Below are 23,386 nucleotides of genomic sequence, written 5' to 3' on the forward strand. Positions count from 1 at the left end.
CACAGTGGCAATAATCGCCTCGCGGAGTAACTGCCATTGATTGCCAGCCAAAACCCACTTAGTTCTTTTGCTGTACAGCGAGCTGCGGCTTGGCAAGATGCGTGGCATCAAAACAGTAAACGCTCTGATCCGTCCATTGGCATTTTTCCTTATCGACAAGCACTTCGCCGGTCTGCACGTTGTAGGTGCGAGCCACCACCCCGTCATCATTCTTACCCGTGATCGAAACATAGGGATACTTTTTAACCCACATAGATAGGGTTTCCGGATGGATATTATCCATAGCTAAGCTCTCTGCGTTACTCAACGCAAACTCTTTATAGTTCGCATACGCCGGAGCAACTGCCGAGTGAAAACGCACATCGAAACCGATGACATGCCCGTCGTCAAAAACAAAAGCATGCGGTTTTCCTAGCTGTGTCACCTGCTGAGCAATATCGTTAAGCTCCGCCAACGTCCAGCGTGGATTGACGCTCATATGTAAAGCGGCATCGACAACATGCTTGCCAGCTTCATTGCCAGCGACGTCATACAAACTGATCGTCGTTGGCTCAACCTCCGTGCCGGTAACTCCCCCACCGCTGATAACCACAAAACCATCGGCAATGGGCTGGGCAACATGGGTAACCGGCGGCGGATTCAACCAAGCAGAATTTCGGGTAAGGATTCCGCGCGCTAGCAGATCCTCCACTGCCGCCGGATAATGCCCACTCACATCGCGGGTAATCTCGGTACCATCGGGCAGTTTACTGGACGTGCCATCATAAACCGCCAAAACCTCACCCGTCATTCCCATCTGATCGAGCGAAATATCAATAGGTTGCGCCACTAATTCCACTCGGTCGGTAGATGAGCGAGCAAAATATACTGTCGTATCGTCGGAGCCCTCCACAACTAATCCGGTTTTAATACTGGTATTACCCTGACGGTCAATCGCCACTGCTCGCTGCGAGTGTTGGGGGCACAGCGCATAATTGCCAGCCCGCTGGCAGGAGGAAACCCCATCCAGGGTTAAGGACCATTGCATATTCCCCGATGGCAGTTCATATCCGGCAACACTATCCGCCACACTCACCATGACGCTATCGCCAAAATCTACTAGCGGCACAAAATGGGTTGTTTCGTAGGCCTGACCCAAATGAAGCGGAATCTGCCATTGCGGATCAAAGAGCGCAGCAGAATCATCAGCAGAACACCCTGCCAGACCTACCGCACCGGCGATCAACAGCCCAGAGCCAACTAGCCCGACTCTGATTTTCCCACCGGAATATTTCATTCTTCCTCGACTTGTGCGCAGGTGGCTTCTATAAGCAGGGCTTGCATATCCTGAAATGGTTCACGTTGAGCCATGATGAGCGAATCCGCATGCGGGATACCTAAACGCCGGTATAACCGCAATGCGGAGGTATTCCACGACCACACGCCAAACGCAATATGATCGTGGTGCTCTAACAAAGTATTGATAGCCCCGACGATCAAACCGCCCCCATACCCACGCCCACCATAGCGCGGATCAGTAGCCAAGCCAGCAAGATGAATACCACCATTGGCCATCGGTTCGGCACCGAGAACTGCCGCTATTTCCCCGTCGGTAGCTCGCATGAGGAACCAATCAAGGGTATCAATCTGAGCTAAGGCAGACGTGATTGGGTTAGCTACACGCAATATCCGTTCAATATCGGCACGAGAATTCTCAAAAGCCGGGCTACCAGCCGGAACGATCTCTACCTGATCGCTGTGCGCCACTGGGTTAAGCGGCTCGTCGGCATAGAAAAAATCCCAGTTCCAGCCCCAATATGGGCCGAGGTATTCCCGATTCTTAGCCGACAGTGCTTCATAGGTATCAGTGTTTACCATCATCCACACTGGGCGTTGCGCGTCGGTTGCGATTCGCTCTAGCTCAGCACAGGCTGACTCTGGCTCCCCGTAAACGAGGTAACAATCGCCTGAGTCTGTGCGGTAGCCGTGCACGGCGAGGTCCTCGCGCGCAATATGCGCAATTTGCTCGCCGTGCGTCGGCTCATTGTTATAACGCCAAAATGGAGAGAAAGCTCCACGCATTTACGCTGTTACCTCAGGTGCCGCACTCGTCTCGGTGGTAGGAGCTGGCGCTGGGGACTGCTTCTTCACTTTGGCGTCCACCCCCGCTTCCTTGCGCTGTTCGGCAGTAATCGGCGCCGGAGCGTCCGTTAGTGGATCCCAGCCGTTGCCGATCTTCGGGAATGCGATAACATCGCGAATCGACTTCGCTTTAACCAGTAGCGAGACGATACGATCCCAGCCGAAAGCAATACCACCATGCGGCGGAGCACCATACTTGAATGCCTCCAGCAAGAATCCAAACTGCTTATTGGCCGTCTCCTCATCAATACCCATGACGTCGAATACACGCTCTTGAACGTCTGCCCGATGAATACGGATTGATCCACCGCCGATTTCATTGCCATTGCAGACAATATCGTAGGCGTATGCCAAGGCGTTACCCGGATCTTGATCGAAAGTATCGAGGAACTCGGGGCGTGGCGAAGTAAATGCGTGGTGTACTGCCGTCCATGCGCCGCCGCCAACAGCCACATCGCCTTCTGCTTCTGCCTCCGCAGCTGGCTTGAACAGTGGTGCATCCACAACCCATACGAAGGACCACGCATCTTCATCAATAAGACCGCAACGTTTGCCGATCTCTAACCGCACCGCCCCAAGTAAGGCCCGAGCAGCATCCGCCGAGCCAGCCGCAAAGAAAATACAATCTCCCGGGTTCGCGCCCGTCGCCTCAGGCAAGCCGGCACGTTCCGCTTCCGTAATATTCTTTGCCACTGGCCCACCCAGCGTGCCATCCTCTGCGATGGTCACATAGGCCAAGCCTTTCGCTCCACGCGCCTTTGCCCACTCTTGCCACTTATCAAAAGTACGACGCGGCTGGGAAGCGCCACCGGGCATCACTACGGCACCGACATATTCGCTTTGGAACACGCGGAATGTGGTATTGGCAAAGAATTGCGTCAGATCATGTAATTCCTGACCAAAGCGCAGATCCGGCTTATCTGAACCAAAACGTTCCATGGCTTCGCGATAGGCCATACGCGGCAGTGGGAGCTGCAGATCGTAACCAATCAATGCCCACACTTCCTTGAGCATCTTCTCGGCAACAGCAATAACGTCATCCTGATCGACGAAAGACATCTCCACGTCAAGCTGTGTAAACTCCGGCTGACGATCAGCACGGAAATCCTCATCGCGATAGCAGCGAGCAATCTGATAGTAGCGTTCCATTCCGGCCACCATCAGGAGCTGCTTAAAAAGTTGCGGCGACTGCGGCAAGGCATACCAGGAACCGGGAGCTAACCGCGCCGGCACAATGAAATCACGCGCGCCTTCGGGAGTGGAGCGGGTCAACGTCGGGGTTTCCACCTCAACGAAGCCTTCCTCATCCAGGACTCGACGCGCCGCTTGATTAACCTTTGCCCGCAAACGCAAAGCCTTCTGTTCAAAGCTACGCCGCAAATCCAAGTAGCGATACTTCAGACGTGTTTCTTCATTGACGTTGCTAATATCGCTGGAGTAGCTCGACACCTGGAAAGGCAGCACGGCGGAAGGATTAATGATCTCCAACTCGCTGGCTTCCACTTCAATATCACCAGTTGGTAAGGCAGCGTTTGCATTACCCTCGGGGCGCTCATTAACCGTTCCCGTCACCTTGACGACGTATTCCGAACGCAACTCGTGGGCGACCTCAGCACGAACAGTCACCTGTGCAATGCCGGAAGCATCCCGCAAATCAATAAACGCAATTCCACCGTGATCTCGACGGCGATCAACCCATCCAGCCAGGGTGACCGTGGAACCAACATCGGCCTTACGCAAGGAGCCGGCCATACGTGTACGGAGCATAATTATCCTTCTTTCATCAACTCACCCGCGAGACGAGCGGGCTTCACTGGCTGCTAGACGGGCAACCAATTCCCTGTCATTTTATGCCTGAACAATAAAGATCACATCCTCCGTATATGCTGGATATGCCACACTGTGATAGATGGTAGAGGGTGAAAAAATCCCAGCAGCAACATTCCTCGTCCGTTAACGCCAATATGGAAAAATGGCTGACGATTGTCTCTGTTTCTTTTATTTCCTTAGTCGCATTTGAAACGCTCGCCGTTGCTACTGCCATGCCATTTGTAGTCGAAATATTGCACGGGGAACACCTCTACGCGTTAGCTGCCGGGATTACGCTTGCCACTCAGTTAACAACGACGGCACTTGCCGGAAAATGGTGCGACGCCAAAGGGCCACGGCAATGCCTCATGGCAGGTTTGAGCCTCTTTGCTGCTGGATTAATTATCGCTACTGCAGCACCGACGATTGAGGTCTTAGTTCTTGGGCGGGCTGTACAGGGATTCGGTGGCGGTCTGATTATTGTTCCGCTGTACGTTTTTGTCGGTAATTACATTCATCCTTCTCGCCAACCGCGAGTTTTTGCCTCCTTTGCCGCCGCATGGGTGCTTCCCTCACTCATTGGCCCATTCATCGCTGGTCTTTTCGTCGATCATCTGCATTGGCGGTTAGTCTTTGGCTTCGTTCCGGCGTGCCTCATTCTCGTCATCCCAATTTTGGCCCGCTTGCTGCGCCGTTTTCCCCCACTTCACGATCCGCTGCCGTTTACTGGTTTAACGCGCATATTGACTTTGGCATGTGGGACGGGCGTGTGCATTGCCGCGCTGCAGATCATATCGGGGATTAAGACCACCACCTTTTCCTATCTCCTAATCGGAGCGATTATCGCGCTATCAGTCCTGGCTTTTATCTGCGTGCGCCCATTACTCCCGCGCGGAACGCTCCTGGCTCAACCTGGGCTGGGAGCAAGCGTAGCTATGCGTGGAATCCTCAATGGAACGTATATCGCGGTTGAAGTGTATCTGCCGTTAATGCTGAAAAATTTACATGGCTGGAATCCCACCCAAGCTGGACTGATTATGACCACTGGCGCGGTTACCTGGGCCCTTGGATCATGGGTTCAGGGGCGTATCACCTCTCCTGAGTTACGACGTCAACTGCCGATCCTTGGCCCTATCTTGCAATTATTTGGAACGTTGCTGACGCTATGTGCGGCTTCCCCCTCGCTACCCGGAATCCTCGCTGTTTTTGGCTGGCTCATCGCGGGTTTTGGAACTGGACTTATTTATCCCGCATTGACGGTTCACGCTCTTGCATTAACAGAGCTGAGCGAACACGGAATCGTCTCCTCAGCCATCTCCATTATGGATAGCATGGGAGCCGCATTATTCGTTGCCTACGCCGGAATCATTTTTGCGATCCTCGCCTCGTGGGGGCTCTGGGCCTATGCGTCAGTCATTATCAGTATGTCGATTATCCTCGTAGCGGCATTGTGGGTCGGACTGCGGGTGGATATGGGGCGCACGTCGTCGCCATCCCAAATACAATCGGAGAAATAGCAATAGCAACAACTACATTGCGGATTTATTGGTTGACGGTAAGACAGTTCACCATTAACCAATCGCTAGCTTTCCACCGAGAGCAGTAAACTTAAAGACGCTCGTGCCCAGCGCATGTACGCGCACGGACGCAGAGTTTCGACATACCAGAAAGCAAACACGTGAATTTCTCTGATCTGCAATTGCCCTCGTCCATTCTTCAAGCCATCACCGCTCTCGGATTTGAACATCCGACCCCCATCCAAGAACAAGCTATTCCCGCACTGCTGTCTGGTCAGGACGTCGTCGGTGTCGCGCAAACTGGTACCGGAAAAACCGCCGCTTTTGGGCTTCCTATGCTCACCCACGTTGTTGCTGAACGGCCTGTTGTTCAGGCGCTGGTGCTAGCTCCGACGCGCGAATTAGCCATGCAATGCGCCGAAGCGATTGATTCTTTTGCGGCTGCTACCACCGACCTTTCCGTTGTTGCGGTGTACGGCGGCTCCTCGTATGTACCGCAAATTTCCGCGTTGCGGCATGGCGCTCAGATCGTTGTCGGCACGCCAGGGCGAGTCATTGACCTTATTGACCGTGGCGCATTGAGCCTGGAGCACGTCTGCTATTTTGTGCTGGATGAAGCAGACGAGATGTTACGAATGGGATTTGCTGAAGATGTCGATACCATCGTTCGCGCACTACCTGAAACGCGAATCACCGCGCTGTTCTCTGCCACTATGCCGGAGTTCATCCGCCGAGTCGCTGCCGAACATATGACGGACCCGCTGGAAATCACCGTCACTCCACCAGCCTCCACCATCGACACAATCCACCAAACCTATGCCGTTGTGCCCTCACGCCATAAGATCGGCGCATTAGCTCGGGTACTAGCTACAACAGAAGCTGACGCGGCACTGGTTTTTGTGCGCACGCGAGTCAGTGCCGAAATGCTGGCCATTGATTTATCTACCCGTGGCGTGCAAGCCGCAACCCTTTCCGGGGACGTCCAACAAAAGGATCGCGAAAAACTCGTTGAACGACTGCGTACCGGCACCTTAGACGTTCTAGTGGCAACCGACGTTGCAGCCCGTGGCTTAGATGTTGAGCGTATCGGGCTGGTAGTGAATTTTGATGTACCGCGCGAACCCGAAACCTATGTGCATCGCATCGGTCGCACAGGGCGAGCTGGGCGTAGTGGCACCTCGTTAACCTTCGTCACTCCGAAGGAAAGACAGCGCTTACGCCGAATTGAGCATGTTACTGGCGCACAGTTAGAACGTGTCGATCTACCCACCCCCGCTGAGGTATCAGCGTTGCGGGCGCGCAAAGTTATGGAACAAGCCCGTCAGCGGCTCACCGCTGGGCGGCTGACGGTCTATCACGAGATCCTGGCCGAGTTTGAGGCAGCTCATGATGATGAGGTATCTCGTGAGGATCTCATCGCAACCTTATTAGCGTTGGCGGTACGCGATCCTGGACCACGGGATGACGATGAACCAGAAACGCTCACAACATCTTTTGATGGCGAGCGTTCGCAGCGTTCTGCCCGAGGAGGCAGGCGAGGGCGCGGTGAGTATGGCGAGGGGCACGATAGGCGTGGGCAATCTAGCGGTCCGCGTCGAGTGACCTTTACTGGTCATGGCACTATGTATCGCGTTGACGTCGGGCATAAGGACGGCGTATCACCACGGGCGATTGTCGGGGCAATTACCGGCGAAGGCGGGTTACGCGGCTCGCAGTTAGGGCGAATTGATATTTATCCGACGTTCTCGCTTGTCGAACTGGAAAATGAGATTGATCGCGATACTCAGCGCAAGATCGCGAAAGCCCGAGTGAGTGGTCGAATGCTTAATATCCGCAAGGATACTGGGCCGCAACATCGCGATGACGGTGCTCGCCACAGCCATATTTCGCCCGAGACCAGACGCGAACCACGAGAATATACGGGAACACCTCGGCATAAGAATAAGAATGGGCACAGTAGCGGCGGATATGTTGGCGCGAATACTCGGAGCACATTCGGGCGTAGCGCGAGCGGGCATGGCTCTAAAGAACGCAATAACACCAGCTATGGCGCGAAGAAACATAGTGCGAAGAGTTACGGCACCAAGGGGTATGGCGTAAAGAAATATGCCGGGAAGTCCACTGGCGCTGCTTCCCGCAAAGCTAAAAGCCACACTGCGGGAAGCAGCGGGAGCCGGTCCCAGCATGGAAGCACCGCAAAATTCTCACACCGATACGCGCGCCGTCATTCGCGCTAATGCCTAGGGGCGGGGTGTGCCCCACCAGATATGGCACACCCCGCCTCACCTAAGTGTTGTTACCCGCTGGCATTTTGAGCATTGGAGCGCACCTAAACAGCCAGATGCGGATGGTGCCCTATGCACATTAGCCAATATCTTTGAGTTTTCCGCGAAAGCACAAGGCTAAACGGAACTGTCCTAAGCTGTTTACCGATACGGCATTGCGAGCGCGCACATAACACAATGCGATACGGGTTACCTCTCAGCCGACTGATGGTATCTAATTTTCGTCTTGAAATCCTTTACGTCTCCAGGTTCAATAACCATTAATTCCTGGTCATGCATTGCCTGTCGGCGCCCTCCATCGCGCGCGGTAGAGGGCTCTACTCCGAGCACATTTACCGAGACATTCGGATCACGCCACAGCAATAGGTATCGCCAGTTAGCTGAGAGCGGCTCCACGATCAGCTCTCCCACTCCCCTGCGGCTAACACTGATTGGCATTAATGTGCCATCTGCGCCATATCTCCCGTAGTATCCCACCGTCTCTTCTTCCGGATATTGGCTCATAGTTAACGCCCTGGGCAGATCGCCGCTATCGTCATTTTCGTCTCGCCACCCTAGGAATGGCAGCGAGCCCGATAGCTGAGTCCCATTGCTGATAAGCGGTTGGCCAATATTTATATGGTGACGGAACATGATATGGGTAGGTGACGTTCCCAGATTAACAATATGATCGTGGATTGTTAGCACCGGTTGCATGACGTCAAATTCCAGCACTCGCGTCATGCCCAAAGGGACCTCACCTAATGGAGCATCCACGATCTGTGCATGAATAACGATTTTATCTGCCTCACTGGCAAATCCCTGCGGAGAAATGACCTGGTAGGAACGGACCGGAATCATTGATATGTTCCCATGCAACCCATATTCCACACCATCTACCTCTGATGGCATTCCGATGGATCGTAGTCCACAGGTGGCTAGTAGCCCGCCACCGAATGTATCTTTCCAGCGGCTTTTAATGCAGCTGCGCCGCGCTGAGGCGTAATGACCTCCCATGCTTTGCCACGATAAAGGAATGCCCCCTGCTTGAGCCCATCCAATATCGCCTCCACCGTCTAAGTTAATATCCGCGCTGATTCCACGAGGATTACGAATTTCTAGCCATCGATTCCCACCTGCTGGGCCATGCGCTTCTACTACTTCGCGGATACTGATTTGCCGAACGTCAATAAAACCAGCAGAATTCATTGCCTGCCGCCCCACCGCTGATGATCCTCAGCCATATTATTCGTCTCCCCGCACTGCCACATCACTAATACGGAGGTTTCCAGCAGCAATCGCACAGATGAGAACCACTCCGAGTAGGACGTACTGCCAGTATGAGCCCACACCGAAGAGATTGAGCGCATTGGACAGTACCGCAAAGAGTAACGTACCAAATACAGTGCCCAGCAAAGTTCCTTCCCCGCCACGCATGGAGGTCCCACCAACCACCACGGCAGCAATAACACTCATCTCAAACCCAATTGACATATTGCCTTCCGCTGACGCTAACCGACCGGCAATAAAGATTGCCGCTATCGAAAAACCAATACCGGAGAGCATAAAAGCCAGAATTTTTGTGCGAGTGATAGGGATTCCAGCCAACCGGCTTGCCTCTTCATTAGAGCCGATTGCTCGGATATGCCGCCCAAAATATGTGCAGTGCAGTAACCAGCCGCAGAATAATGCGAATATCAGAAAAACGATAAAGCTCATCGGTATTGGCCCTACAGCGCCTGTCGTTAACCTACGGAAATTCTTTGAGGGAATGGCGACAACCCGCCCGTGGGTGAGAATGAATGCTGCGCCAAGAAAGAGATATAACGTCCCTAGCGTCCCAATAAATGGTGGAATTTTCATAATGGCAACGACAAAACCGTTCACCAGACCGAGGCTAAGACCAATGAGTAAAGCCACCGTCATTGCTAGCCCTACTGTGGATTTCGGAAGGATGTATGCCATCGTTATCGCACTGATTGCAATAACTCCGGCAACGGATAAATCAATTAACCCAGCAGTGATGAGAATCGTCATGCCACATGCGCAAATCCCGGAAAAGGCTGCGCTAACGAGAACGTTATTAATATTACCGGCTGTCCAAAAGGCTGGACGAAAAATCCCAATGCATATACCCGCTGCGACAAGCCCCAACGGTAGGTACAGACGCTTGCCGTATCGCGAAAATAAAAGATCTCTCGCTCGGGTCCAATACGATGACGGCATGCTTGCGCTGCGATTATCCATTACTTTCCCCTTCCGTATAAAAGTTTTTTCACCGCTGCGCGCTGCGCACTATCAACACCCAAAGCAAAAATGAGCAGTGCTCCCAGCGCAACATACTGGTAAAAAGAGGGAACATTAAGAAGATTTAATCCAGAATTTATGGTGGATAGGAGCACGGCAGCGACAAAGGTGCCGAGCATCCGAGGTCGCCCTCCAACCATTGAGGTACCACCAAGCACAACAATAGCAATTGTCTGCAATTCCAGCCCGGTAGATATTGAACCGTTAACGACGCCGAGCTGGCTCGCTATCAGAATTCCTGCGATCCCAGAAAAGATCCCTGCCAGAGCGTATCCGCAGACGATGACCTTCTTTACTGATATTCCATTATCTTTAGCTGCTGAGGGATTCGTCCCTACCGCGACGATATGTTTCCCAAAGGAAGTGTCGTTCATGATAAGCCATGCCGCTGCTCCGGCAAGCACAGCAACGACGAAGGGCTGTGGGAGGAAGAGCAGGTGTGAGGGAGCAAAGTTTCGGAAGGACTGAGATTCGATCATGATGGGAGCTCCAGCAGTAAGGAGCAGCACTGCTCCCCGGAAAATGCTCATCGTGCTTAAGGTTGCAATAAAGTCAGGAACTTTCAACGCCGTAATAATTAGCCCATTAAAAATTCCTAATACCAGGCCAATACCTAGACCGATGAGGCCGCCCAGGACGAATCCTGCCTCGTTGACAGCCAGCGCAACCGAGCATGCGATCAGCGCTTGAGCCGAACCGACAGATAGATCGATTCCTCGCATAGCAATGATAATCGTCATCCCAAAACCAACAAGAGCAAGAATTCCGGAATTCACAACTAAGTTGGTGAGATTAGCTTTAGAGGAGAAGTTGGGGACGGCAATAAAACACAAAGCGAATATCAACACAAACGGGATACCGATTCCGGCGTTTTGAAGAATACTGCGAGCACGCTCAGCCCGACGAAAACGACGGATGGAATCTCGCCTTTGAGATTGAGCCGCGTCGAGTATTACCTGTTCTTTAGTCTCATTCATCGTCAGTACTGCTTTCTAAACTCTGCCCCACGCATGCGGCGATAATTGCTTCTTCGTTCACTGATGTACCGCTCAATTCCGCCACGCAACGCCCCGCGAAAAAGACCAGACAGCGCTGTGCCACTGCCGCAAGCTCACTTGCATCCGAGCTTGAGATAAGAACGCAAACGCCACTGCGGGCAAGCGCCCAAATCAATTCATAAATCTCTGCTTTGGCTCCGACATCTACACCTCTAGTGGGCTCGTTCAAAATGAGAATCTGACACCCAGATAGCATCGCCCGACCTAGCAAGACTTTTTGTTGGTTACCTCCTGATAGCTGACCAATGAGCTGTTTTCCTGAACTGACGCGGATATTCATCCGCTCACGCAACTCGTTAAATCGAGTATTTTCTTCAGTTTTCGATGGCAGTATTCGGGATCCTCGTGGGAGATTTCGGCGCTTTCGAGATAACATCATGTTTTCTCGGACATCAAGATGCGTAATAATGCCCTGCGTTTTGCGCTCCTCGGGGAGCATAAAAATTCCGCTTGCAAGCGCATCATAATTTGACGATATGTTTTGCGTCTGCCCATCAATGCTGAGTTTTCCACTGAGAATGGGGCGTTCACCAAAGAGTGCGCGAACAAGCTCGCCTCGCCCTGATCCAACTAATCCGGCAATACCCAGTACCTCTCCGCGACGCACCTGCATATTTAATGCTTCGTATAGCCCCGGAACTTTTACCTGATCTAACTGCAATAAAACCGGATCATCCCCCGTTTTATCGGTGCTGCGAACATAATGCATCGGTTTCTTGCCAAGCATATGCTCCACTAATTTTTCTTCAGTTATTTGCGCAATCTCTTGTGTGACGATATGCCGCCCATCACGCAATACCGTCACGTTATCGCATAGGGAAAAGATTTCATCTAACCGATGCGATACATATACGATCGCTTTTCCACTATCGCGAAGCTTTCGTACCATCGCATGTAAGCGTTCTACTTCTGCATCATGTAACGCTGCCGTCGGCTCATCCATAATGAGTACGTCAAAGTCCATTGATAGCGCTCGAGCAATTTCAACAAGCTGTCTATCTGCCATCGTTAACGACGAAACTGACGCATACGGCGAAATATCCACGCCTAATTCCGCAAGAACTCTTTCAACAACGGCTTTCGTCCGTGTTTTCGACACAAAACCACAGCGACTTAGCTCGTGTCCGAGCAAGATATTGTCTGCCACAGTTAACTCTGGAACCAGACGGAATTCCTGACTGACGACAGCAACACCTGCATTTTGCGATTCCAAGGAGTTACGAAATCTCTTTTCCACACCACGAATTCGCACTCGTCCGGAGACTGGACGCTCAATCCCGGCGATGATTCGGATCAAGGTACTTTTACCGGCACCATTTTCTCCCACGAGAGCTCTAATTTCACCAGGTCGGATGGCAAGCGACACACCTTTGAGGGCTTTAACGCCAGGATATTCTTGAACGAGATCTTCAGTTTCGAGTAGATACTCCATTTTCAGCTCTTTCTTGGTGGGTAGAGGATATTAAAACCTCTACCCACCGCTCGTTTTAGAAGCTATTTTTGCTCTGCTCTAGAGACCTGGAACTGTGCAATATTCTTCGAATCAACAAGCTCAACGGGGAAATAAATTGTCCGTTGCGCTTCGTCGTCATAAGCCGGAGATTTACCAGCGAGGAAATCCAGGGCAATCTCAACAGCTTTACGACCTTGCCCATAGGGATCTTGTGCGATTGTGGCCGTCATGAGGCCTTTTTGGATGAGATCCAATGCCCCTTTCGAACCATCGAACCCAATTAACACAAATCCATTAGCCGTCGATTTCTTCGCAGTTTCTAACGCCCGTTGCGCACCTATCGCGGAATCGTCATTAGCCGCATAGATAGCCGCCAAATCCGGATTAGCTGACAACATATCTTGGGCTGCGCTAAAACCGCCATCAACCGTATCATTGCCATCTAAGGAAGCGACGACTTCAAAGGCGTCATTGCCCGCTAATGTTTCTTTAAAACCGGCGACGCGCTGCTCACCAACAACAGAGCCGGGGTGTAGTTCAATGACTCCAACTTTATGTTTGCCTTCTACCGAGGCAAGCTGCTCCATAAGGTACTTCGCAGCAACAACTCCGCCTTCGTAATTATTGGACAGTAAGTAAGCATCGTAGTCTCCAACTGCGCCAATATCGGCAACGATAACTGGAATTTTTGCCGCATGGGCCGCGTCAATAGAGGCCGGAAGCGCATCTGGTTGAACCGGCGTGATGACCAGGGCAGATACCCCCTGATTGACCAGATCTAGACTGCCAGAAACCTGGGCTGATTGATCTGACTTCTGATCGACGATAACCGCTTCAACGCCTTTTTCTTTCGCCGCGGCTTGAACGCCTGCAGAATATGACTGCCAATATGGATTTTGCAGGTCATAAACAGAGTATCCAATCCGCAGCGGTTCCTTTTTATCAAATTGGATCCGCTCATAGCTTGAGCTCGTTCCACCGTTAGAAGCGCCCTTAGCTCCAGGGCTATCATCAGCGCCACTTGCACACCCGACAAGCGCAAGGCAAGCTGCCCCGATCACAGCGCATAACCGAACAATTTTAAGATTTTTCATCGCTACCATCCATAAAATTAATGACGAATATTTGTTACTAAACGTCCTGAATGTGCCTCAGGATCGAGAAAATAGTTGTCATGAAGTTGACGCCATCCATCAAATGGCACTGGCTTATCTTTTGCCGCTTCAGTAGGCTCATGGCTGTATGTCGAGATCTCTCGAACAACAAGGGGCACCGAAGCATCCTGAGGGCAACGGAACGCATGCAGATGCTGGCGATGTAGCACGAACTTCGGATCTGCCGCCTCCAGGCGAACAAAATTCGTCAATCGTTCGTAGCTCGCTTCGCGCCCCTGCGGTAGCGCAACATCTGTTGGCCAGCGATCCCCTGGGGGCATGTGTTCAAAGGAAAGGGTCTGTTCTCCTGTATCTACCGGAGTATCACAGTAAAAGACGTCCATCTGCCCCATGACCACCTCATAACATTCGGTTTTATACAGGTGATAGTGCGGCGGGCAGAACTTTCCTGGATGTAGGATCATGAGTTTGTCGCACAGCCCAGAGTACGGCGCATACGCCTCGGCCGATGCAGGCAGTCCATCAACTGCTGCCTCATTGAGCGCTTCAAAAATAATCATTATTTCGTATGGGACACCAGACCATAATCCAGACTCGAAAGCAGCATATTGGCTGGGGCCATAGACGATTCCCGCGCTGTCATTCACCATCGAAGGATGTATCGGATACCGCAGTGCGCGGGCCAAGGCAGCAGCATCTCGAATCCAATCCTCATATTCACGACGCGTCACATAATCTCGCATTATTCCTCCACGAATCTTGCATGTGCACCTCTTATACGAATTCCCCCGCTCTTCATTGAACCGGTTCATTCTTGTGATGAATATTACCACGCCATATTTTTCGTGCAAGCGTTTTAACGCAATTAATGCAAAGCTATGGCAATAAAGTTTCTTAGCCCACCGCAGAAGTAGAAAGTCGATCAATCAATTCTGGTTCAAAAACCACGCTGGGAATATCTCCCTGTTCGCGCTCCTGCAGGAGAAGCTGCGCCGCTTCTACCCCCAGTTGAAACGAAGGCTGACGAATCGTTGTCAATGGCGGATCGACGAGAGCAGAAAATTCCGAATCATCGTAGCCAACAACCGATACTGACTCCGGTATCGCAATCCCCTTCTCTTTAGCGGCTTTAATAACACCTAAAGCCAACATGTCATTGGCACACATAATGGCCGTCGCTATGCCCTCGTCAAAAACCCTAGATGCCGCCTGTGCTCCCTCATCCATCGTGAGATCCTCGACAAGGACTTCAGAAAAACTAATCTCGTTTTCATAGCCACTATCAACAATCGCTTTATAGGCTCCCTGGTAACGTTCCAAACACCAGGGCACAAAATGCGGACCATTAATAAAAGCGATATGCCGATGCCCCATATCAAGCAGATGTTGAATACCGATCTGCGCACCTCGCAAATCATTCGTTCGCACAGAAGCGATGTCCTTATCTGCCATCGCCGAAACCAAAATCAGACCAAACTTTGTTTTACGTTGAAAGTAGCTCCACTCATCTTTCTGCTCTGCAATCGGAGCAACAATAAGACCGTCAACCCCCTGAGATTGCATGGAACGCAACTGCTCTCTTTGCCGAAATTTACTTTGACGCGTTGAGGCAACGATCATAGTAAGCCCCTGGGCGTCGATTGTGGCCTCAATTCCTCGTAAAACCGAAGCCCAATACATATTGCCTACGTCAGGAACGATAACCCCAATCAGCCCCGAGCTGCCTCCGCGTAACTGACCCGCAGCCCGCAACGGCACAAAACCCAACTCATTCATCGCGTTTTGCACTATGCGCCGCGTCATCTTCCCAACTTTTTCAGGGCGATTCAGCACATTCGATACCGTTCCAATGGAAACACCCGCATGGCGTGCAACTTCGCGAACACCAACTGCATCTCGTCGTTGCACCACAAGATTCTCCCTATCTCTATCGTCACACTCGAACTAGAACAGTACTTTACCGCCCATACTTCGTTAGTTGGCCAAGCGTCTGGTAAATCTGCGCGTAGCATTCCAGCTCTTCTCGCACCGGAACCGAGATGTGGCGGTAGACCTGTTCTCCAATTGCCGCCTCTAGCCGTCGGCGCACCCGATCAATGGTCCGTTTTCGCCCCCGAGCCGCAAGCACTCGACCTACCAGCGCCAGGCCCCACCCCAGAAGCAATCCCCCGATCAGCAGCACAGTGGGCAGCGGGAATATTCCCCATCCTGGCACCTGCCCCAAACGTAACTGCAACGTATCGGCAAACATGCGCAATATCAGCCATCCAGCTCCGATAAGTACACACAGCAAAGCCACGCATTGCATGAGATTAACTAGCGTCCACCAAACAGGCCGACGCCGATATTCCACATCGCTATGCACAATCACCGAATCCGTATCTGCAATAAAAGATTCTCTCCCCCGATCTGCTTTAGTATGCACCCACGCTCGCCACGTTTTCGGCAAACCTGCCACTGACTGAGCGATATACTCATGGAGTTGATTATCTGCATGCACCTGCTGAGCTGGAGAAACCCAGTGCCGCACCCCAGTCACCGGCGCGACCGCTTGCGAATCGTTCCCCACTATCCGCAAGCGACGTAACGGATTTATTTTGCGTCGTGCCAGCCAGCGCGTCACTGGCCAGCCAGTATTGCGGCATGCTCGCTGATAATAGGAATCGCCAGCCGCTTGGGCAACCACCTCAGCCCCACAGGCCTGCGCCCACGAGCGGGCAACTGGAGCAAGATCCACCGCGACATCGCGTGGATTAACTCCACCACTAGCTCGTATCTCCCCCAGGGCTGCCCGCGCCGCAGCTCTAATATCCGCATTTCGCCGTTCTCGAGCCGCCCATTGCCCAGCCGCTAGCTCATATATCTGGGCTCGCAGTTCACTAACGCCTTCTCCACTAATCGCCGAGGTCCCCAGGATATTAATATCCATTCCGTCAGCTTTCAATAGCCGACGTGCATCACCGAGCACTTGCTCGCGAGTCGACGCTGACAAACGATCAATATGGTTAAGCACAGCCAGGGTCACTTCTGCATGCTCACTGAGCTGAGAGAGATACTCCTCGTGGATCACCGCATCGGCATATTTTTGCGGATCAAGAACCCATACCACCACATCCACACATGCCGCCAAACGGGCCGCGATCTCGCGATTTGCTAACTCATGGGAATCTACATCTGGCAAATCAATAAGAACGAGCGGCGGCGCAGCCCGAAAGTCAGCGTTGAGTGCTGCGGAACGAAAATCCTCATGCGAAGCTGACGCCTCGGTTGCCGAATCTGTCTCGCCAATATGACGTGAATGGCGAGCAATTAGATGGCGCTCCGAAATGCCCAACCATTGCAGCAGCGGCCCTGCATCGACGTTACTGACCGCCAAAGCCCGAGATGTGGTGGGACGAAGTGGGCTCGTTCGAGCAATATCAGCTCCAAGGAGAGCATTAAAGAGCGAGGATTTCCCAGCGCCAGTTCCGCCGGCTAACGCGACGACGGTGACGTCATCACCAAACTGTTTACGCTTTTGCCCCTTGTGTAGCGTTGCGTGAAGCTGGCGTGAAACATCCGGTAACCGATCATCCACAAGCTCGATAAGCTGATCCAGCTTCTGTGGCTCAGTAAGCATTATCTCCTGCGCACTCATTGTTTTGCCTCTGTTTATACCCGTTGCTCCGCCCGTGCGCACGCCAAATCGCGCACTGCTTGTTCAAATTCCGCACTGATCTGCGTATTTACTGCCAGCTTTGCAATAGCCCGCAGGTAGGGTTCGGATTCCTGATCGAGGAACTGGGCAACACGCTCATCGAGATTCGCGCGAGCTGCCCGAGCCATCCGACGAACAGCGTCATCGCCAAAAACGGCTTCAAGTACCCGTTGCGCCACCACGGCCGTTCCGCCAGCAACTGCGATTTCTCCGCCCACAAGCCCGCCTGTGGAAGCAAAGACGACAATAATAAGTGCCACGCCGATTGCATTGACTGAAAAGGCAAGCGCTCTTGCCGTAAATTTCTTCCCTTGACCTTCCGCGCGGATCATCTGGATCAAGCTCTCTTGCCACTGACGAACTAACTGCTCGCTCCGCTCACGCCGTTGAGCTTCATCCGGCAAATCACGTGCTACATCTCGGGCAATCTCAGCCGGAACGCCATGATTCCAGCTCTGTGTAAGGCGGGTATGCGCTGCATGAGTATGACCCAGGATAAGGCTATGAAGATTATCCTCAATTGCCACTTCCAGCGGCGCAGTATCCACTTTGGCACGGAAAAATCCGGTCATCTTATCCCGTAGGCGCGATACCCCCTTTTCGAGTTTACGCGCCCATTCTCCCGTCCCGACGACATCCTGCCATCGCGAGAGCACCTCCCCACGCAACATTGACCCGTCAGATACTTCCGCGGATATCTGCTCCCGAGCTGCCCGAAAAGCCGAATCCACTTCGCCACGCATCGCCTCCATCCCAGCAATTTGTTCACGATATGCCGCGCTAAGGTGATGTGCAGAGGTGATAAGCGAATCCACCGTCCCATATAAGGTTTGCCGTGCGACCGTAGCCCGCTTTTGGGCATCTGCCGCCAATCCACCAAGCCATGAGCGAATCGGCTCCACCGCAGAGTCTGGCAACATCTGCTGCCCATCAAGGGGCTGCTCATAGACCATGAACAATGGCACCTCCCGCAATCCGCGCTCCGCTAACATTCGCTGCAGATCACTATGCACCTGTTCGGCAGATTCCGTCGGTACCCGATTAAGCACCACTGCGATAACAACATGACGATTAACCGCGTCATCAAGAACCGCCCACGGGATCGCGTCGGCATACCGCGCTGCCGTGGTAACGAATACCCACAGGTCAGCCGCTGCCAGCAACTGCCCAGCGAGTTGCCGATTCTCCACAACTACAGAATCAATATCCGGAGAATCAACTACTGCTAAGCCCTGCGGCATCGCAGGTGAGGGGCATACTTCCAGCTCCTCGTGTTCACTGGGATCGCGCTTAGCAGCATCATCAGGCTTGTGCCCGTAGCTCCCGTGCGCCGAGACCCGAGCCAGAGTCGGGAAAATTCGTTGTGAGGTGAACCAGGAGGCGTCCTGTGGATGGTGGACCAGGATGGGCCGACGAGTCGTTGGGCGAATCGCTGAAGCCTGCGCAACCGTCTGCCCAAGAATTGAATTCACTAACGTTGATTTTCCTGAGCCGGTGGACCCGCCAAATACTGCTAATAATGGCGCTTCCAAAGAGGCATATCTCGGAATGACGTAATCGTCGAGCTGATGAATCATCTCAGCTTGCCGCTGCTGCGAATCATCACTATTACCAAAGGGGAAACGCAGCATCTCTAATTTTTGCCGAAAGACGGGAAGCCTCGGCCCAATATCACTTTGCGCAATGCGAGGGCTATTCTCCATATTTGCCTCCATGTATCCCAAGCGTGGCGATGCGTATTCTTGCCGCACCACCCTCCTCAGATGATCGCCTTAGTTCCGAAAACTATTTGGCCACATCGGGTTGAACTGGGAGAATAGTGACTCTCAGATCGTCGCTCTGCGGCATCCAGGTGTGCGCATCGGCTGCCATTTGCTCACCAGAACGAATATCTTTGACGTGATCTCCCTCGTCAGTGCTGAACCATACGTATGGGATTCCGCGCCGGTCGGCGTAACGGATCTGTTTACCGAACTTTTGGCTATTCGGAGATACCTCTGTGGGGATTCCGCGAGCACGCAAGGCCTGGGCGGTGCGCTGTGCGTCGTGGCGTTGTTCTTCGCTGTTGACGGCGACCAGTACCGCAGTGGGAACGCACCGAGTTGGTGCCACCATTCCAGCCCCGATCACTCGAGCGAGCAACCGTGAAACCCCGATCGACAAGCCCACTCCGGGATAGGTCTTCTTGCCGTCGCTGACGAGCGAATCATATCGCCCACCCGAACATACCGATCCGAGATCCTCATGCCCAGAAAAGACGGATTCATACACGGAGCCGGTGTAGTAATCCAAGCCTCGCGCAATGCGCAGATTCGCCACCAGGCTGCCAGGGATTAAATCATTTGCCCCTTCCACCAGTGCCACCAGCTCATTTAGGCCGGTATCGAGTAGTTCGCTGCGATAGCCCAAGGCTAATACCTCATCGGCAAAAGAGGCATCCGAGGCGCAAATATTCGCCAGGCTCAGCGCCGCCTGGGCTTGCTCTTCCGTCGCCCCCACGCTTTCATTCAGCATCTCAACTACAGCTTTGGGCCCAACTTTGTCGAGCTTATCCATCACCCGCAGGGTTTGTTCAATATCGTTAATGCCCACAGCTTCGTAGAAGCCTTGTGCAACTTTCCGGTTCGACGCATGAATCTGAATACGCGGAATCGGCAATTTTGACATCGCATCTACCATGACAAGTGGCAGCTCAATTTCGTGATGGAACGCCAATTCCTCACTACCAACGACGTCAACATCTGCTTGGATAAATTCGCGGAAGCGACCATCTTGTGGGCGTTCGCCGCGCCACACCTTTTGAATTTGGTACCGACGAAAAGGGAACGAGAGTTTTCCAGCGTTTTCTAATACGTAACGCGCCAGTGGCACCGTCAAATCGAAGTGCAAGCCTAACTGTGAGTCAGCGCCAGAGACATCTTGCAAACGACGCAACAGATAGATCTCTTTGGACGTCTCGCCTTTGGAAAGTAGCTGCTCAACTGGTTCAACAGCACGGGTTTCAATGCTGCTAAAGCCGTGACATTCAAAGGTACGTCGCAAAACGTCGAGAAAGTGTTGCTCGATTATCCGATCGGCTGGAAGCCATTCCGGGAATCCAGAAAGAGGTGCGATTTTTGCCATGGTGTTATTGTTTCATGCCTTTGCTCGTGGTACTTAATCCTCAGCTCATCGCTTCATGCAGATATGGCGAGTATCGCACTTCATGGAACATCGTTGTTGACGGGCCATGCCCCGGCAAAATATAGGTTTCCGGCTTAATGACCTGCACCAAAAGTCGCAACGAGGCCATCATTTGTAACGGATCCGAGCCAGGCAAATCAGTACGGCCGATCCCATTGCGGAAGATGACGTCACCGCTGAGCATAATCGGCTCTGTGCGGCCCGTAATGTCAAGGGGGCATTCCGGATCCTCTGTGAGCTGACCATTAAACAGAAAGACGCTGGAGCCTTCCGTATGACCCGGCGCAGGGAGCGCTCGCATAGGAATACCCGGCACGAGTTCGTAAGATGATGTGAACATCTGAGCAGGGATTTCGTGCAAGTTGATCGGTTTGCGCCACGGCCCAGCCCCTATGCGCTGCAGCACTAAATCGCTGCTGGGATCCGGTGGCATACTGGCTGTAGGATCGTCCATCCGGTACATATCTGGTGCCGGTATATACACTGGCGCCTCACCTGCTACGGTTGCCACGTCATACACATGATCGGCATGCCCATGTGTTAGGAGGACCGCGCCGAGGTGTAGATCGTGCTCTGCCAGTGACTGGGCAACCCACAGGTGCGAGCCAGCACCTGGATCGACAACGAGTGCTTCGCGGCTTTTCTCGTCGGCGATGATATAGCAATTCGCTTGGTAGAACGTCCGGTCATAGCTAATAAGAATCATAAGTGTGACAATACCGCAGCTATGCGCTGCACGCAGTCCAGCAAGCTTACAGCGCATAGCTACATGGAGAGCGAAGGATAAATAGGAGACGTACTGGTTGTTCTGTAACGCGGCTGCGTGCGCTTCGCTTTGCTGCGCTTAACACTCTTATCGACGCGGCATGGTTGTGGCCTGCACACTGCCGGTACGCGCGGATCTTCTGGCTGTGTTACGAAAATTCTGGCTCTATCGCGAGGCGCTGGATAAAAGCCACAGTTCCGATGACAATGCGCACTAATTCGCGTGTAGCTCATCTATTCTGGCGATCCCTTTACCAGATCACGGTTAGGTTAGTAGCCGTCTATTTTCTCTGTGCTAGCAGTTTTCATCGCATTTTCATCGCGCCTCGGCTCGCATAAATATCAAATAACATACATTTAACATAAAAAGACGGATAGACGATGTGGAAAATAAGACACACGCGCAACAAGCAAGTAGACTACCCATTGGACGCACGCGAACGGTGTGGCATCCGCCAACCCCGTCTATCGAGGAGAATCTCATGACCGAATCACATAACGACATTACGACACCACCGATCCCGGAAGAACGGCCGGAATCCCAAACAACTGCCCCTGAATCGGTCGAGTCTCCGCAGGTAACCGCACAAGAAACACAATCCGCTCCTGTTCCAGCGGCACAACCACAGGCAACGACGCCATCTGATTCAGCCCCATCTGACACTGAATCAGCACCACATTCACCGGCAACTGTGCCAGGCAGTGACGAAACAACCGATTCCGCTCCGGAAACTGATTCCACGGCAGCGGCCGCAAAACCGGAAACCGCTGCTGCAACTCCACCAAAATCAAGCCGAGTTGCGGCACCAGTTCCAGAAGTTGATGACGCAGCTGCCGCAGCCGCCGCAAAATGGGGGCGCGTTGACGACGAAGGCAACGTCTGGTTGCGTTCCTCAGGATCGGACGGCGAACGTATCGTCGGGCAATACGCAGTCGATGGCACAGAAAAGGACGCCCTCGGTCTATACGTCCGTCGCTACCTTGATCTAGAAAACCATGTGACGCTTTTGGAATCTCGGGTCAATAACGTCTCCCCCGACGAGATCGCCTCCTCCATCAAGTCACTCAATAAGCAGCTCGTTGAACCCGCAGTGGTCGGCGATGTCGAAGCATTACGGTTACGTGTTAAGGCCCTAGAAGGTCGGCTCGCACAACGCCGTGAAGAAGTCAAAGCTGAACGCGCCGCCGCGAAGGCAGCAGCTATCGAAGAGCGAACGACGATTGTGGAAAACGCAGAGAAGATTGCGGCTCAAGATCCAGCGCGCACGCACTGGAAGAACTCACGGGCAGCGCTAAATGATCTCCTTGACGAATGGAAGTACGCTCAGCGTCACTCCGCCCGCATTGATCGCCCCACCGAAGAGGCCCTATGGAAGCGCTTCTCTAGCGCCCGCACGACCTTCGACCGCCACCGCCGTCAGTTCTTCTCACAGAAAGACGCCGAACGCAAAGATATTGTCGCTCGCAAAGAAGCAATCATTGCCCGCGCTGAAGCTATTCAGGATTCCACGGATTGGGGAGCAACCTCTGCCCAGTTCCGCGAGCTCATGGCTGAGTGGAAAGCTGCTGGTCGCACCCATAAGCGCGATGATGACGCATTGTGGAGCCGCTTCTCGGCAGCGCAGAACCATTTTTACGATACACGTAACGCCTACAACACTCAGCTTGATGAGGAATTCGAGGCGAACCGTAGCAAGAAACTTGAGTTGCTAGAAGAAGCCGAAAAGCTGCTTCCCGTTACCGATATTGCCTACGCTAAGGAACAAATCCGCGCTATTGGTGAGAAATGGGATGCAATCGGTCGCGTCCCCCGCGCCGACGTGGCACGCACCGAGGGGCGGTTGCGCGAGATCGAGACTATTATTCGTAACGCCGAAAACGAGCGATGGAATCAGTCTGATCCGCAAAAGGATGAGCGCTCTGCCGGTATGGCCGCCCAGTTGCAAAAGCTGATCGACGAGCTAGAGACGCAGATCAGCGAGGCAAAAGCCGCTGGCGACGACAAGAAGGTCAAGGAGTACGAAGAAGCGCTACAAGCTCGCAAGACCTGGCTGTCGGCTGTTCAGGAAGGCTAAGCGCCGTTTTGCCACCCGGCGT

Annotated in this window: 17 protein-coding genes; 3 read left to right on the forward strand and 14 right to left on the reverse strand. The window is 52.9% G+C overall.

Annotated features, from left to right (window positions below; translation table 11 throughout):
- Nucleotides 1-58 precede the first annotated feature (58 nt).
- The 3 genes from ACLHIJ_RS02420 to aspS are packed head-to-tail and all read right to left on the reverse strand — an operon-like array spanning nt 59 to nt 3,888.
- Nucleotides 59-1,276, reverse strand: coding sequence for a hypothetical protein (locus ACLHIJ_RS02420; protein ID WP_411296291.1), 1,218 nt, complete (start codon nt 1,274-1,276; stop codon nt 59-61).
- Complete coding sequence (locus tag ACLHIJ_RS02425; protein WP_411296289.1) at nt 1,273-2,061, reverse strand: GNAT family N-acetyltransferase; 789 nt, start codon at nt 2,059-2,061, stop codon at nt 1,273-1,275. The genes ACLHIJ_RS02420 and ACLHIJ_RS02425 overlap by 4 nt, the downstream gene beginning before the upstream one ends.
- Nucleotides 2,062-3,888 (reverse strand): aspartate--tRNA ligase, encoded by a 1,827-nt coding sequence (aspS, locus tag ACLHIJ_RS02430; RefSeq protein WP_411296287.1) that lies wholly within the window; start codon nt 3,886-3,888, stop codon nt 2,062-2,064.
- A 152-nt stretch (nt 3,889-4,040) separates the two neighbouring features.
- Between aspS and ACLHIJ_RS02435 the strand changes: the two genes are divergently transcribed.
- Entirely contained in the window at nt 4,041-5,447 is a 1,407-nt protein-coding gene (locus ACLHIJ_RS02435) for an MFS transporter (RefSeq protein WP_411296286.1), read from the forward strand.
- A 161-nt stretch (nt 5,448-5,608) separates the two neighbouring features.
- Nucleotides 5,609-7,684, forward strand: coding sequence for a DEAD/DEAH box helicase (locus tag ACLHIJ_RS02440; protein ID WP_411296285.1), 2,076 nt, complete (start codon nt 5,609-5,611; stop codon nt 7,682-7,684).
- A 237-nt stretch (nt 7,685-7,921) separates the two neighbouring features.
- Here the strand turns inward: ACLHIJ_RS02440 and ACLHIJ_RS02445 are convergent, their stop codons facing one another.
- From ACLHIJ_RS02445 to ACLHIJ_RS02495, 11 genes are all read right to left on the reverse strand, one after another.
- Nucleotides 7,922-8,935 (reverse strand): DUF4432 family protein, encoded by a 1,014-nt coding sequence (locus tag ACLHIJ_RS02445; RefSeq protein WP_411298397.1) that lies wholly within the window; start codon nt 8,933-8,935, stop codon nt 7,922-7,924.
- Between the two features lie 21 nt (nt 8,936-8,956).
- Nucleotides 8,957-9,958 carry an ABC transporter permease gene (locus tag ACLHIJ_RS02450; protein ID WP_411298398.1) on the reverse strand — a complete coding sequence of 334 codons (1,002 nt, stop codon included), beginning with the start codon at nt 9,956-9,958 and terminating at the stop codon, nt 8,957-8,959.
- Nucleotides 9,958-10,995 carry an ABC transporter permease gene (locus tag ACLHIJ_RS02455; protein WP_411296283.1) on the reverse strand — a complete coding sequence of 346 codons (1,038 nt, stop codon included), beginning with the start codon at nt 10,993-10,995 and terminating at the stop codon, nt 9,958-9,960. Before ACLHIJ_RS02455 ends, ACLHIJ_RS02450 begins: the two co-directional genes overlap by 1 nt.
- Nucleotides 10,988-12,508 (reverse strand): sugar ABC transporter ATP-binding protein, encoded by a 1,521-nt coding sequence (locus ACLHIJ_RS02460; protein WP_411298399.1) that lies wholly within the window; start codon nt 12,506-12,508, stop codon nt 10,988-10,990. Before ACLHIJ_RS02460 ends, ACLHIJ_RS02455 begins: the two co-directional genes overlap by 8 nt.
- Nucleotides 12,509-12,570: 62 nt before the next feature.
- Nucleotides 12,571-13,623, reverse strand: coding sequence for a substrate-binding domain-containing protein (locus ACLHIJ_RS02465; protein WP_411298400.1), 1,053 nt, complete (start codon nt 13,621-13,623; stop codon nt 12,571-12,573).
- 17 nt (nt 13,624-13,640) lie between these two features.
- Nucleotides 13,641-14,387, reverse strand: a complete 747-nt coding sequence (locus ACLHIJ_RS02470) for a hypothetical protein (protein WP_411298401.1) — start codon at nt 14,385-14,387, stop codon at nt 13,641-13,643.
- A 151-nt stretch (nt 14,388-14,538) separates the two neighbouring features.
- Nucleotides 14,539-15,552, reverse strand: a complete 1,014-nt coding sequence (locus ACLHIJ_RS02475) for a LacI family DNA-binding transcriptional regulator (protein ID WP_411298402.1) — start codon at nt 15,550-15,552, stop codon at nt 14,539-14,541.
- A gap of 49 nt (nt 15,553-15,601) precedes the next feature.
- Nucleotides 15,602-17,263: a dynamin family protein gene (locus tag ACLHIJ_RS02480; protein ID WP_411298403.1), complete on the reverse strand. Its 1,662-nt coding sequence runs from the start codon at nt 17,261-17,263 to the stop codon at nt 15,602-15,604.
- 32 nt (nt 17,264-17,295) lie between these two features.
- Nucleotides 17,296-19,044 carry a dynamin family protein gene (locus ACLHIJ_RS02485; RefSeq protein WP_411298404.1) on the reverse strand — a complete coding sequence of 583 codons (1,749 nt, stop codon included), beginning with the start codon at nt 19,042-19,044 and terminating at the stop codon, nt 17,296-17,298.
- Between the two features lie 82 nt (nt 19,045-19,126).
- Nucleotides 19,127-20,464 (reverse strand): histidine--tRNA ligase, encoded by a 1,338-nt coding sequence (hisS, locus tag ACLHIJ_RS02490; RefSeq protein ID WP_411296275.1) that lies wholly within the window; start codon nt 20,462-20,464, stop codon nt 19,127-19,129.
- 40 nt (nt 20,465-20,504) lie between these two features.
- On the reverse strand, nt 20,505-21,230 hold the full coding sequence (locus ACLHIJ_RS02495) for an MBL fold metallo-hydrolase (protein ID WP_411298405.1): 726 nt from the start codon (nt 21,228-21,230) through the stop codon (nt 20,505-20,507).
- 541 nt (nt 21,231-21,771) lie between these two features.
- Here ACLHIJ_RS02495 and ACLHIJ_RS02500 point away from each other — a divergent pair.
- The gene (locus ACLHIJ_RS02500) at nt 21,772-23,364 is read left to right on the forward strand and encodes a DUF349 domain-containing protein (protein ID WP_411296271.1); all 1,593 of its coding nucleotides are present in this window, start codon (nt 21,772-21,774) and stop codon (nt 23,362-23,364) included.
- Nucleotides 23,365-23,386: the final 22 nt, after the last annotated feature.

The organism is Trueperella sp. LYQ141 (assembly GCF_046599555.1).
Taxonomy (GTDB): domain Bacteria; phylum Actinomycetota; class Actinomycetes; order Actinomycetales; family Actinomycetaceae; genus Trueperella.